Genomic DNA, 13137 nt, shown 5'->3' on the forward strand with positions numbered 1-13137 from the left:
CGCAGGCGCAGTATTTTTACCTGATAAAACCATTAGTGGTGGAACAGACGGATTCCCGTAAATGCCATCACCATTCCGTACTGGTTGCAGGTCTCGATGACCTGGTCGTCACGGACAGAACCTCCGGGCTGCGCCACGTATTTCACGCCGCTCTTGCTGGCCCTGTCAATGTTGTCACCAAAGGGGAAAAAGGCGTCGGAACCCAGGGCCACGTCTGTCATGGTGTCCAGCCAGGCCCTCTTTTCTTCAGCGGTGAATACAGGAGGCTTTACCTTGAAAATCTTTTCCCATCTTCCGTCAGCCAGTACATCCATGTAATCATCCCCCATATACACATCAATGGCATTGTCCCTGTCAGCTCTCTTGATGCTGTCCGCAAACGGAAGGTTCATTACCTGGGGAGCCTGGCGCAGATACCAGTTGTCCGCCTTGCTGCCTGCCAGGCGCGTACAGTGTACCCTGGACTGCTGCCCCGCGCCGATGCCGATGGCCTGTCCGCCCTTTACATAGCATACGGAGTTGGACTGTGTGTATTTCAGGGTGATGAGGGAAATCATCAGGTCAATCTTGGCAGAATCCGGAAGGTCCCTGTTCTCAGTGACTATATCCTCCAAAAGGTCCCTGTTGATTTCCAGGTTGTTGTGTCCCTGCTCAAAGGTAATACCGAATATCTGCTTGCGCTCCAGGGCCTCCGGCTCATAATCCGGGTCAATCCGGATGACATTGTAATTACCGTTTTTCTTGGACTTGAGGATTTCCAGGGCTTCCGGTTCATATCCCGGAGCAATAACGCCGTCAGACACCTCGCGCTTAATGATTCTTGCCGTGTCAGCGTCGCACACATCGGACAGGGAGATAAAGTCCCCGAAGGAGGACATGCGGTCCGCTCCCCTTGCCCTTGCATAGGCGCTGGCCAGAGGTGAGAGTTCACCCATGTCATCCACCCAGTAAATCTTCCTCAGCGTCCCGTCAAGAGGCAGGCCCACTGCTGCCCCTGCAGGAGATACATGCTTGAAAGAAGCCGCTGCCGGAAGTCCTGTGGCTGCCTTCAGCTCTTTCACCAGCTGCCAGCCGTTTAACGCGTCCATGAAATTGATATAGCCAGGTCTGCCGCTCAGTACTGTGATGGGCAGTTCCCTGTCACCTTCCATGAAGATTCTGGAAGGCTTCTGATTTGGGTTACAGCCGTATTTAAGTGCCAGTTCTTTCATAATGATACCTCTCTCCTTATTTGTTTTTATTTACGATTCTTGTCTCGTACGTACCGTCGGAAATATTGATAAAGCGCACGAACAGTGACACCTTATTATCCTGGTTCAGGCTGTTCCAGACCAAATCCGTAAAGGCGCCGATATCCCCGCTTATACCCACCTTCTTAGGTTCTCCCTCAAAGCTGGGGAGGGGATTGCCGTCATGCATATAGGTGTGGATAAAACGTCCCTCTCCCGCTGCCGGCGACTCGTAGGCATAGGTAAAACGCAGGCAGGAATCCGGATTTCCGTTATCGCTCTTTAAAATGGACATGGCATAGTTATAATTGCTGTTTTCAATGTGCATGATACCGGAGATTCGCGGTGTATAGTTAGGCGCATCAGGCTCGAATTCCCTGCATCTTAAGGACTGCTCAAAGGTCATCTGGCGGTCCATTCCGCCGTAGATGGTGTCGGTCTGGTCTCCGTTGGTCACAATGGTCTTGTTTCCAAGGACCCGTACAGGGGCATATATAATCAGGCTTGGATCCTCCAGCTTGGCGGGATCGAATGCCTGGGTGCGGATTCCTTCCCCGTCCTCCACAAATACGCGGTTGCGGCTGTTGGCGCTTCTGCCCATGATAAAATAAGCGGTTACTGCCTTTGTTCCATCATCAGAGCGCCCGATGACGATTCCCCGTCCGGGATACGCATTGCCTTTCAGTTCCTGTTCCAGTGACATCTGATTCATACTGATTCCTCCATTCGGCTTAATAGGCTGCTGAAACTCAAAAGAGCCGGCTCCCGGACACGCAAAAAAATATGCATGCCCAGGCGGTCGGCTCAAACTAGTTCATGGTACTGCGTGCTCCCTGTGGTTGCTCCACTATCCGCCAGTCACACGCCCTACCATTAATATATATCTTTTTTTCTAATATTGCAACCCTTTTTTAGAAGTTTTACTAATCAAGAGTGTTGAGGAAAGCAGTCTCCGGTGCCGGCATATTTCCCCTATTCATTCCGGATGGCTGCCAGGGGACTCAGCTTCATAGCGCGCATGGCCGGCATGAATCCGGCTGCCATGCCCACAAATATGGCAAAGACCACGGCTGCAACGGAAAGCCAGGGCGGTATTCTGGACAGATTGCCTGTCAGGCCGTTCATTTCCTCCAGGTTGACAAACCGGTTAATGACCACCGAAATACCGTAACTGAGCAGGATTCCCACAACGCCTCCCATGAAACCTATAAAGCCGGATTCAATGAGGAACATGTTCCGGATATTTCCCATATCGCAGCCCAGCACCTTCATAACTCCGATTTCCTTGGTCCGCTCATAGATGGACATCATCATGGTGTTGGCAATACCGATAGCCGCCACAAACAGGGATACGGCTCCGATTCCGCCGAGAACAGCCTGTATCATGCTGGACTGCTGTTTCGTGCTCTCCATCCAGTCTGCCTGGCTGCTGACCTGGAATCCCATGTCCGCTATCTGCTTCTGGACCTCCTGGACATATTCCATATCCTCCACAAATATCTGGGCCCGGTTGTAGGTCAGATAGTTCAGGGGCTTTCCCTTTTTGTTGGTGGGCTGGCCCGGTATAACGGTTCCCTTTTTAAACACCTTGCGCAGCTGGGCCTTCAGGCCGTCGATATCCGTGTACACGTTATAGGAATAGGAATTCCAGTCATCCGGACCGCCCTCCACCATTCCGGTTGCATTCATCATATACTTTTTCGGCGGTTTCACCGGAGTCTGGCCGTCCTCCGAGGAACTAACGGAACCATTTCTGGTCTGGAAATAGGCATCCACGTCAAAAATTACGAAAAGGGGCTTATTCATAAAGTCCACATCCGGCATCTCGCCTGTGTCCCAGTATCCGCGGCCTGTCTTGGAATTGTAAAAATTCTGCTGGACCGTGTTGCCCACCACCATGCCCATCTCCCCCGGTTCAGGAAGCCTGCCCTCCCCCAGGGGTATCTGTTCCAGAAAGGACTGGCTTACGCCCATAAGGGACAGATACTGGGCCTCATAGGCTCCCTGGCGCATAACCACATTGATTTCCAGGACCGGTGATACGCCGGACACATGGGGCAGACGGCTAAATTGTTCTATGACATCGTCCGTGATGTAGGTGGGGTCCGAGGATTTACTGCTCCCGCCCCCTCCAATCATCACTGCATTGCCATAGGAGGAACCGGAGTACACATTGATGGTGGTCAGGCTTCCCCAGGAGGAAATCTGTTCCATGAACATCTGGTCCAGTCCGATTCCCAGGGATACCATGACCACGATGGATGCCGTACCGATAATAACGCCCAGCACGGTCAGTACTGTCCTCAGCTTCCTGCGTCTTAGGTTGTTAATGCTCATGATTACGAGGTCATGAAATCTCATCGTCCCCATCCTCTTCCCTTGCTGCCTTGCGTTTCTTCCTGATTCGGAGGACAACTGCAGCTGCAATACCGGCTGCCGCCACCGCACCGGCAATTATCAGGAACTTATATCTGCCCCAGAAGGAAGGGGCCGCCTCCGCGTCCATGCTGCCTGCATCCATAGCCATTCCCATGTCATCCCAGTCCTGTTCCATCTCCTCCATAACCATGAGGGTCAGCTCCTTTTCCACCGGTTCAGCGGGCACGCCGTTTTCATCCTCATATTCAATGCGGATGCGGACGGTTCCCTCATCCTGGGTGGGAGCCACTCCTGTCAGCATGGTATCCACGTTGCCTGTTTCACCTGGCTTGATGTTTCCCACATAGGCGTCCGTGGTCTTGATGGAATCCGCCTCAAAGGTTACGGTCACATTGTAAAGGATGACCTTTCCCGTGTTGTTGATTCCGAACATGACATTGGACTCAGACCCAACGGTCATGCTGTCGGGCATAACGTCAATAGTGCTGGTGCTCAGACGGGCATACTGTTTCACAGGTATGTCCACCACAATGCTTTCCTCTGCGTTCTTGAACTCAGGGCTGTCATACTTCTCCTTCACCGTGATGGCGTAGGAGCGCTGGTCCACTCCTGCCCTGGCCGTGAATCTGGCCCTGACCTCGGTGGTCTGGCCGGGAGCCATATTGTCCACCACCAGGGAGGATGTTCCTGACTCCGTGGTAAACACAGCGCTGTCCGATACCTTTTCCGACTCCAGGTTAAAGAGGATATTGCTGGCAGGAACCGAGGTGGATGCATTTTTCATGTTGAGAATCAGTTCAAACTCGTCCCCTGCATAGATTTCCTCCGGAACCGTGTGATAGCTCTCCACAATCAGCCTGGCCCTGGTCCTGTCATTGGCGTTAAAATCTCCCAGGTCGTCCTCTTTATCCTTGGACACAATATGTACATAAAAAGTTCCCTCCTCCGTGTGCAGGTCTCCCTCTGAGCTCAGGCGGAAGGTAATGGTGTATTTGATTGGATAATAGCCTGTGTAGGAATCCTTGCGGATAGCCATGCTGTAAGGAGCGGACACAGTCTCTCCGGGCTGCACCCGTTCAAAAGTGCGGTCATAGTTGCCGTCATTGATTTCAAAGGGGAACTTGGCGTCGTCCTCTGACAGCTGCATGCTGACCGTCACATCCTGGGCAGTGGTCTCCCTCTTGTTGCGGAAATTCACGCTGTAATCCATGACATTGGGATAGACGCCCCTGGGCGTGGGCTGGCCCTCACCCACCACAAAATAATTGCCCTCCTTCTTATCCTCCTCATCATCTGCACCGGAGGTGGATGAGGTGGAAATCCATACATTGATGTAGTCCGTGTCGGAACCGCCGTCCCATTCAAGCAGCACAGGGATGCTGTAATATCCCTGAAGGGCGTCGCGGCGCACTCTGGCTGACAGGGACACACTCTTTACATTTCCTTTCTTGATGGTCCCCACGCTCTTGGCCACAAAGGTGGTCTCCATGATTTCAAAGGGGTAATAGTCCACAGAGTAATCCCCGTTTCCCCTCTCCTCTATCTGCTGGAACTCATTGGTCTCCAGGAGACTGATGCGCAGGTTCTCCATGTCCTCGTCCGTTGCCCTGATACGGAAAGGAATGGACATGGATTTTCCTATGGTTCCTTTCGGTGATTTTGTAGTAAATACATAGTCATTTTCACTGGCATTGGTGTTATAGCCCAGTTTATAATCGCTGGCCGCTGCGCTGGACGGAGACATCCCGGCCAGCATACAGGCCGCCATAAACGCCGTCAAGCCTTTGCACCACTTATTTGCTCTCATTCTCATTGCACTCCTTTTTCTCTGCATTCCCCTCATCTGACGCTTCCCTGCCGCCTGTCTCGATTCCCACAATCCGGCCGTCCATAATCCGGATTCTCCGGTCCGCATAGGAGGCCAGATTGTTGTCATGGGTTACCATAACCAGCGTCTGGTTCTGCTCCCTGACAATCTTCTGCATCAGGCGCAGCACCTCCATGGTAGTCTTGGAATCCAGGTTTCCTGTGGGCTCGTCGGCAAATATAATCTGAGGGTTCACAACCAGGGCTCTGGCAATCCCCACCCGCTGCTGCTGTCCGCCGGACATCTGGTTGGGCATATGCTTAGCCTGTCCCCCCACTCCTACCAGGTCCATGAATTTTCTGGCTTCCTTAAGACGCAGTCTCCTGGAAACACCCCGAAAGGAAAGGGGGAGGGCCACATTTTCCAGGGCATTCATGGTATTGAGAAGGTTGTATGCCTGGAAGATGAATCCCACCTTTTCACGGCGGAAGCTGACCAGCTGCCGCTCCGTCATCTTCTCTATATGGACCTTACCAATCTCAATCTCTCCCTTAGTCGGCTTCTCCAGCCCGGCCAGCATGTTGAGAAGGGTGGATTTGCCGGAACCGGAGGCGCCTACTATGGCAACGAACTCACCCTTATATATGTCAAAATCCAGTCCGTCCAGGGCCCGGACCTTGATATCTCCTACCTTGTATATCTTATATAAATTCTTGACCCGTATGACCACGGGCCGGTTTTCCAGCTGTTCCTCTGCCAAACCCAGGCTCCTTTCCGGGGCGTAAACGCGCTCCAATCTGGATAACAGCCCCTATGGACAGACTGTTACTAATTTTGTTCAGTATAGCACAGAGACGGTGTTTTGTTCTTCTGTTTTTCTTTAATCTTCCTTTAATAATTCCTTACACCCCACCTGTTTTCAGTAGCAAATGTAACACGAAAACAGGTAATTGTAAAGTAAATCAGACCAGAGTACGGCAAAAAGACCGGACTCCCGCTGCTTTTCAGCCGGGGTCCGGTCCTGGATGTTTCCAGTGTTTTAAAATATGATTTAAGCGTACCTGACATAGGACAAAAGATATCCCTTTTTCTTCAGCCATTTCATATCCAGCCGGAAGGGAAGGCCCGGAATGTCCGGCAGGTAAAAGCGTCCCTCCCTGCGCTCCACGGTCACTTCCATGCAGTCCAATACAGGCTGGTTGCATACCTCCAGGAATTCCTCCATGGCCTCATCCCCTGCCGTGGCAATCAGCGGGCAGGCAAGAAGTGGCAGGCCGCCTGAAGAAAAACGTATGTTGTTTTGGACCGCCATGTCCCGCACCTGCATCCATTCCCTTACTCCTGCAAAGGAGGAGGGAACCGGCTGGAAATGGCGGACTCCTGCATCCAGATAAGGTGTGAACATATAGTGGTTGCGCACCGACTCACCGGCGGCCACGGGAATGGGACAGCTTTCTGCCAATTCACCGTAGCCCTTAAAATCAAAACCGTGAATGGGTTCCTCAAACCATGCAATATCATATTTCTGAACCTTATCCGCAAATACAAGTGCCTCCCGTACCGTAAAGGAATGGTTGCCGTCAATGGCCAGCTCCGCATCCGGACCAATGGTCTCCCTCACCAGCCGGACGCGCTCCACGTCATACTCCTGCTTCGTGGCAAAATCCGTGCCCACCTTCATCTTCACCGTCTTATGTCCGCAGCCCATGAAATGCTCCATTTCCCTGGCAAGACCGGCGCCGCTTAGGTGTGTGCTTCCGCCGCTTCCGTATACCGCAACGCTGTCCTTCAGAGCTCCCAGGAACCGGTGGAAGGGCATCCCTGCGCGCTTTGCCAGGATGTCGGTGAGAAGGTACTCAAGCTTTCCCACCTCCCCGGCTGTCTCGCCGTCAAAACCGGAATTGCGGCACGCCCAGTATACCTTGTGCATCCATTGGCCGAAGCTCTTTTCCTCCCCGGTCATGATGAGGGGAAGTATGGTCTTTTCCATGATGGATGAGCAGGGACACACGCCCCTCACCCCGTCCTTCGTATAAAGCTCCACATATTTACTTATCTTGGAATGGGTAAAGGGCCCTCCGGTTGCATCGTAAAATGGCTCCTTCTGGGGTACCGGCGCAAGGTTGATGATAAATGCATCTGTGAAGGCAAGCAGTTGGCTGTCATACTCCATGTCCATCTATTCCCATCCTTTTGGAAGATATGCAAGCGTGTTCTTCAGCATGTCGTCCACCAGAAGCCTGACATCCTCTTCCCTGCAGTTCTTTCCCTTTACAAGCGGGTCGTTCATAAATGCCCTGACCACCTTCTCCTTATCCGGCTTAAGGGCTGCTTCCATAATCAGCTCATGGTTTTCCAGATGGGGCATCAGAAGTTCCTTTACTTGTTCAGGCACAGCTCCTGCAACCACCGGGTAAATGTGGTCCTTTTCAAAGACAGCATTGGTCTCCACCAGGGCGTCTGACGGCAGGTTGGTAATCTGGCAGGCCGTATTGGGGATATTTACATTGCTGACAACCCTTGTAAGGCCGCAGAGGGCCTTGATTAAAAGAATCCCCTCTTCACCGGTGGGCTCCAGCTTCACTTCCTCACTGCCGGAAGCCAGTCTGCTGCTTCTCTCCAGCCTTTCCTTCAGGTCATTCTTCCTCCACTGCACCGTGGTCAGCCCGAATTTCCAGGATGCAACTGTCTCCGGGTCATTCAGGTACTCATTTCCAGGCATGAACTCAGCCAGATGCCGGTCGCCTGCAGCAGCAATGAGGCCGTACCTCTTAAACAGGTCCATTTTAACCCGGTTGGCGCATTTAAAGGAGGAATTCATCCAGTTTTCCCCTTCCACCTCATACCCCTGGTCAAAATGCCTGTCAATATAATCCCTGTACACAGGGAATAAATCAATTCCCTTATAGGATGCGCTTGAAAACCAGGTGAAATGGTTGATACCCAGCACATTCACATGGATGTCATGCCAGTCAATATCTGTCTCTCCGCAGCTTTCCTCGCAGATTCCTTTAAGGACCTTCTGTGTGCCAAATACCTCATGGCAGCACCCGAATGCCTTAATTTCCGGAAATACATGATACAATGTCTTTACGCACAGCGACATCGGGTTGGTATAATTGATTACCCATGCCTTTGGCGCGTACTCCTTTATGGCCTCGGCAATGTCCACGAACATGGGAATGGTGCGCAGGGCCCGGACCATTCCGCCTGGTCCCGCCGTATCGCCTACCGACTGGTAGATTCCCAGGCGCTCCGGAAGATGGACGTCGGACTCCATCTCATCAAAGGTACCCGGAAGAATGGAGATGACAACGAAATCACAGCCGGTCAGGGCGTCCTTAAGGCTTAAGCTGGTCTCAAATTTCCAGTCTCCCTTGGCGTCATCCCTCTGCATCAGGCGGTTGCCGATAATCTCATTGTTCTTTGCCGCCTCACTGTCAATATCATACAGCCTTATGGTGCCGCTGATTTGGTCCTCCAGGGCCAGGTCTGTCATAAAGGTCCAGGCCCATCCCCTGGAACCGCCTCCAATGTATGCAATCTGAATATCCGTCACCTTATTATCACTATACTTCATATTATCCTCCTTGTTATGAGCACTTTATTCTTACTGAAAATACACCTTCTCAGCATTTCTGTACATGATTTGTTCTTTTTCCTCCCTGGAAAATGCATCACTGCAGGTAATATACTGAATCAGATGCTGATAGCTGTCCTCCTTCAGCACCGAAGGTATATCTGTTCCAAAGATGAGACGGTCTGCCCCTGCTATCTCGATTCCATGCCTCAGATACCGCACCGCGTTGGGATAGGGGTAGGCGTCAGGGCCGCAGTTATGGGGCAGGGCCGCCAAATCAAACCACACATTGGGCAGGGCCAGCTTCCTGAGCCCTTCCACCAGCTTATCCTCATCCCTCATGGACACGGCCAGCAGATGGCAGACCACAAACTTCATGCCCGGATGCTCCATTATCACAGTTCTGAGCCGGTCAGTCTGCCAGCTCTCGCTGCCGCATTTGCCGATGTCAATGACAAACACCAGACCATGCTCGTCCGCATAATCATATTCAGCCTTCATGATATCCCCGTCCAGGGGCAGCGTAAAGTGACTGGCCATGAGCCCGGAACCCGTGCTGACCTCAAACTTTACAATGGAAAAACCCAGTTCTTCAAACAGGTGTCTGCGTATCTGTTCCCTGTTCCGGCAAAAGGGGTCGTAGGAGGCGGCTGCCCGGAACCGGTCCGGATATTTTTTAACCGCATCCATGGAATAAAGATTCTGGAAACCAAAGTAATTTCCCTGCAGCAGCACTGCCTTCTCCACTCCGTTCTCATCCATCTTCCGCAGAATATCCCCGGCCGTCACCACTCCGCCGGAGAATTCATCCGGAAGCATCCTGAACCGTTCTCCCGAAGCATATTCCGCCATGCCGTCTCCGGCATAACGCAGCTCCCCGCCTGCCCCTGTTCCGGCTATGTACTGTACCAGATGGACGTGTCCGTCTATTATCTTCATTTCATGTTCCATATGTATTATCCTTTCAGGCCGGAAGTACTGATGCCCTCAACCAGATATTTCTGGAAAAACAGGAATATAAGGATGGACGGCAGGATGGATAGGGTAGCCATGGCGAACATGGCGCCGTAATCCGATGATGAGCCCGGGTCGCAGAAAAGCTTAAGCGCAAGGCTGACCGGGTACATGCTGGATTTGCTGACATACAGCAGGGCCGACAGGAAATCATCCCATCTCCACATGAAGGAGAATATACAGGCCGTAACCAATGCCGGCTTAATAAGAGGCAGCATAATGCGTGTAAAAATACCTGCATAGGAACATCCGTCAATCTTGGCCGCCTCATCCAGCTCCGTGGGAATGCCGCTGATGAAGTTGGAAATCAGGTACACGAAGAATCCCTGTATGGCAAAGAAATACGGAACAGTCAAAGGCATGTAGGAACCCACCCAGCCCAGCTTCTGATACCACAGATACTGGGGAATCATCAGCACCTGGGCGGGAAGCATCATGGACAGCAGCATGGCTGCAAACAGAATGCCCCTGCCCCTGAACTTGAACCTGGCAAACCCGTAGGCCACCAGGGCGGATGAGGCTACGGTTCCCAGGGTGGCTACCACTGAGATAAAGATGGAATTCTTAAAGAACGTGGCAAAGGAAATCTTTCCAAACCCTTTCCATCCCGTGGAATAATTGCTGACTATGAATTTCTCCGGTATCAGGCTGCCTGCTGTGGAGAATATGGTGCTGTTCTCCTTAAAGGAACTCATGACCATCCATATGAGGGGATAAATCATGATAATTCCGATGACGAAAACAATCACATGGTATACTGCTTTTTTCACCACTCGCTTCTCTTTCATGATTAAAGACCTCCTTCATATACCCAGAACCGTTTTGTGGCAAACAGGAACAGGGTTATCAGGCCAATCACAGCCAGCATGACCCATGCCAGGGCTGCACCGTATCCTGTGTTGTAGAATTCAAAGGACTGCTTATACATATACACGGTATAGAGCAGGGTGGAATTCATGGGTTTTCCCTGGGTAATGATATAGCACTGGGTAAAAGCCAGGAATCCGTTAATCATCTGCATGACCAGGTTGAAAAATATGGTAGGTGTCAGCAGGGGCAGGGTAATCTTAAAGAACTTTGCCGGAGCGCTGGCGCCGTCCACCTCAGCAGCCTCATACAGGGACTGGGGAACCTGCTTTAAGGATGAGAGGAAGATAAGCATGGATGAACCAAACTGCCAGACCACCAGTAATATAAGAACCCATATGGCTGTCCTGGTATCGCCCAGCCATGAAAAGCTGGTCTGGATTCCCATCATTCCCAGAAGCTTGTTTACCACGCCGTCCATGGCAAACATCCTCTTCCATAAGATGGATACTGCCACGGAACCGCCGATGATGGAAGGAAGGTAATAGGCGGCCCTGTAAAAACCGGACATTTTGGAATTTTCCAGCAAAAGCATGGCCACAATCAAAGCAAACAGAAGTTTGAGCGGTACAGACACAAATGCAAAGAAAAACGTCACCTTCAGTGTTTTAAAAAACGTCTCGTCCTGGAACATGGAAATAAAATTCTTAAGGCCTGTAAAAACAGGCGGCGACAGGATATCGTAGTCGCAGAACGAATAATACAATGAAATTCCCATTGGAACAATCATGAACAGCAGGAATCCAATGGTAAAGGGCAGTGTAAACAGGACACCGGCCACACTTTCCTTGCTGAGCTGCTGCTTTAATTCCTTCATAGCCTCTCCTCCTGGTAAAAGAGCGGCCGCCAGCAGCCGCTCTTTTTAATTTGTTAATTTTTCTTGGACTCCATGATTTTTGAACCCTCTGTAAACAGCTGCTGTCCGGCATCCTCAGCCGTCATCTGGCCGTAGCACACCTGCTCCTCCAGCTTGTTGAGAAGGTCGTTTACCTCGCTGGAGCCGTCGGCTGCCGGCGGGTTAATCTGGGAAGAATTATCGGATACAACTTCATTGATAAACTTAATTACTTCCTGGCTGGTCTCATCCATCTTAGGCGCAATGGAATCAGCTACGGATGAAGACAGAGGAATACCTCTCTCGCCTAAAAGGATTTCATTACACTCAACTGAATTGGTGATAAAGTTCAGGACCTTGGCTGCCTCGTCCGGATTTGCACTGTCCTTTGTAACTGCGAAGAACTGGCTTGGCTTCAGATAATCGGACTTAACAGGGTCTGCTGACGGCCAGGTGGTCATGGCAATCTCCACGCCTTCAGGCGCAGCGCTTCGGATGGCTGTAAGCTGGTTGGTATAGTTGAATGCGCACCAGGACATTGTCTCAGGATTGGAACCATATACCATTGGGTCCTGCTCCACGGAGCCGATGGTTCTCTCTGCAAATATGGAAGGATCCACAACCCATCCGTCCCTAATGCCTTCCTCGTAGAGCTTGAAATAGGACACATAATCCTCTGCTGTTCCGCCCAGCTTTCCTTCCTCGAACATGACTACATCATTGGCACGGAGGAAATATTCGATGAAGTTCTCGCCGTTGTTATATGCGATGTTGGTCTTATACCCTGTCTTTTCCCTGATTTCCTTGCAGAGGGCAATGAACTCGTCCATGGTCATGTTGTCTTTTACCGTGATGCCTGCCTCATCCAGGGCTGTCTTGTTGTACAGCAGGGCCGGCGCGTTGATGCCGTTGCAGATAGCGTAAAGCCCCTCTCCCACCTTACCGGAGTTCAGTACATCCTCATTGCAGTTTGACACGTCGATGGTGCCGTCTTCAATATAAGGTGTCAAGTCCACCAGCAAATCATTGTTCACATACTGCTGGATGTATTTGTAATCCATCTGGACAATGTCAGGCATGGAATGTCCGGCAGCAGCGGTTGCCAGCTTGTTCCAGTAATCTGCCCACTCTGAGAACTGCCCGTCAAATGTAACGCCTGGATTCTGTTCCGAGTACAGCTCCAGAATGGCCTGAGTGCGCTCATTTCTTACCTGGTTGCCCCACCAGGCAACCACCATTTCAGAACTGTCTCCGGCTGCGGCTGTTTCCCCGGAAGCCCCCTCTGCCTGTGAACCGGCTGCCTTGGTATCTGTTGTACCGGAACCGCCGCATGCTGTCAGGCTTGCTGCTGCCAGGGCAGCTGTGAGCACCAATGCTAATTTCTTTTTCATGATTAAAACCTCCCTCGTTCTTCAATTGCTTTTGA

At 51.5% G+C, this 13137-nt stretch carries 11 protein-coding genes and 1 riboswitch; all 11 genes read right to left on the reverse strand.

Annotated features, from left to right (window positions below; all coding sequences use genetic code 11):
• Positions 1–32: 32 nt before the first annotated feature.
• The 11 genes from FGS84_RS25745 to FGS84_RS25795 all read right to left on the reverse strand — a co-directional run bounded on the left by FGS84_RS25745 (position 33) and on the right by FGS84_RS25795 (position 13102).
• Positions 33–1211 carry a phosphoribosylaminoimidazolecarboxamide formyltransferase gene (locus FGS84_RS25745; RefSeq protein WP_138311092.1) on the reverse strand — a complete coding sequence of 393 codons (1179 nt, stop codon included), beginning with the start codon at positions 1209–1211 and terminating at the stop codon, positions 33–35.
• A 16-nt stretch (positions 1212–1227) separates the two neighbouring features.
• Positions 1228–1941, reverse strand: coding sequence for an IMP cyclohydrolase (locus FGS84_RS25750; RefSeq protein ID WP_138311093.1), 714 nt, complete (start codon positions 1939–1941; stop codon positions 1228–1230).
• Between the two features lie 70 nt (positions 1942–2011).
• Positions 2012–2101: riboswitch (ZMP/ZTP riboswitch) on the reverse strand.
• 100 nt (positions 2102–2201) lie between these two features.
• Positions 2202–3590, reverse strand: a complete 1389-nt coding sequence (locus FGS84_RS25755; protein ID WP_138311094.1) for an ABC transporter permease — start codon at positions 3588–3590, stop codon at positions 2202–2204.
• Positions 3577–5415: a CARDB domain-containing protein gene (locus FGS84_RS25760; RefSeq protein WP_138311095.1), complete on the reverse strand. Its 1839-nt coding sequence runs from the start codon at positions 5413–5415 to the stop codon at positions 3577–3579. Before FGS84_RS25760 ends, FGS84_RS25755 begins: the two co-directional genes overlap by 14 nt.
• A complete protein-coding gene (locus tag FGS84_RS25765; RefSeq protein WP_227146591.1) occupies positions 5402–6175 on the reverse strand; it encodes an ABC transporter ATP-binding protein in 774 nt (257 codons plus the stop codon). The genes FGS84_RS25760 and FGS84_RS25765 overlap by 14 nt, the downstream gene beginning before the upstream one ends.
• A 291-nt stretch (positions 6176–6466) precedes the next feature.
• The gene (locus FGS84_RS25770; protein ID WP_227146594.1) at positions 6467–7594 is read right to left on the reverse strand and encodes a mandelate racemase/muconate lactonizing enzyme family protein; all 1128 of its coding nucleotides are present in this window, start codon (positions 7592–7594) and stop codon (positions 6467–6469) included.
• Entirely contained in the window at positions 7595–8995 is a 1401-nt protein-coding gene (locus FGS84_RS25775) for an alpha-glucosidase/alpha-galactosidase (protein WP_138311097.1), read from the reverse strand.
• A gap of 30 nt (positions 8996–9025) precedes the next feature.
• Positions 9026–9946: an amidohydrolase family protein gene (locus tag FGS84_RS25780; protein WP_171042716.1), complete on the reverse strand. Its 921-nt coding sequence runs from the start codon at positions 9944–9946 to the stop codon at positions 9026–9028.
• A 5-nt stretch (positions 9947–9951) separates the two neighbouring features.
• Positions 9952–10797 carry a carbohydrate ABC transporter permease gene (locus FGS84_RS25785; protein WP_138311099.1) on the reverse strand — a complete coding sequence of 282 codons (846 nt, stop codon included), beginning with the start codon at positions 10795–10797 and terminating at the stop codon, positions 9952–9954.
• A 2-nt stretch (positions 10798–10799) separates the two neighbouring features.
• On the reverse strand, positions 10800–11693 hold the full coding sequence (locus tag FGS84_RS25790) for a sugar ABC transporter permease (RefSeq protein WP_138311100.1): 894 nt from the start codon (positions 11691–11693) through the stop codon (positions 10800–10802).
• A gap of 53 nt (positions 11694–11746) precedes the next feature.
• Positions 11747–13102: an extracellular solute-binding protein gene (locus tag FGS84_RS25795; protein ID WP_138311101.1), complete on the reverse strand. Its 1356-nt coding sequence runs from the start codon at positions 13100–13102 to the stop codon at positions 11747–11749.
• Between the last annotated feature and the right edge of the window lie 35 nt (positions 13103–13137).

The organism is Clostridium sp. 1001271st1 H5, from assembly GCF_005845215.1.
In the GTDB taxonomy this organism is placed as follows: domain Bacteria; phylum Bacillota; class Clostridia; order Lachnospirales; family Lachnospiraceae; genus Enterocloster.

Bases quoted from the DNA above. Each gene is read 5' to 3' on its own strand.
- FGS84_RS25745 (WP_138311092.1), bottom strand. From the start codon at position 1,211: ATGAAAGAACTGGCACTTAAATACGGCTGTAACCCAAATCAGAAGCCT.
- FGS84_RS25750 (WP_138311093.1), bottom strand. From the start codon at position 1,941: ATGAATCAGATGTCACTGGAACAGGAACTGAAAGGCAATGCGTATCCC.
- FGS84_RS25755 (WP_138311094.1), bottom strand. From the start codon at position 3,590: ATGAGATTTCATGACCTCGTAATCATGAGCATTAACAACCTAAGACGC.
- FGS84_RS25760 (WP_138311095.1), bottom strand. From the start codon at position 5,415: ATGAGAGCAAATAAGTGGTGCAAAGGCTTGACGGCGTTTATGGCGGCC.
- FGS84_RS25770 (WP_227146594.1), bottom strand. From the start codon at position 7,594: ATGGACATGGAGTATGACAGCCAACTGCTTGCCTTCACAGATGCATTT.
- FGS84_RS25775 (WP_138311097.1), bottom strand. From the start codon at position 8,995: ATGAAGTATAGTGATAATAAGGTGACGGATATTCAGATTGCATACATT.
- FGS84_RS25780 (WP_171042716.1), bottom strand. From the start codon at position 9,946: ATGGAACATGAAATGAAGATAATAGACGGACACGTCCATCTGGTACAG.
- FGS84_RS25785 (WP_138311099.1), bottom strand. From the start codon at position 10,797: ATGAAAGAGAAGCGAGTGGTGAAAAAAGCAGTATACCATGTGATTGTT.
- FGS84_RS25790 (WP_138311100.1), bottom strand. From the start codon at position 11,693: ATGAAGGAATTAAAGCAGCAGCTCAGCAAGGAAAGTGTGGCCGGTGTC.
- FGS84_RS25795 (WP_138311101.1), bottom strand. From the start codon at position 13,102: ATGAAAAAGAAATTAGCATTGGTGCTCACAGCTGCCCTGGCAGCAGCA.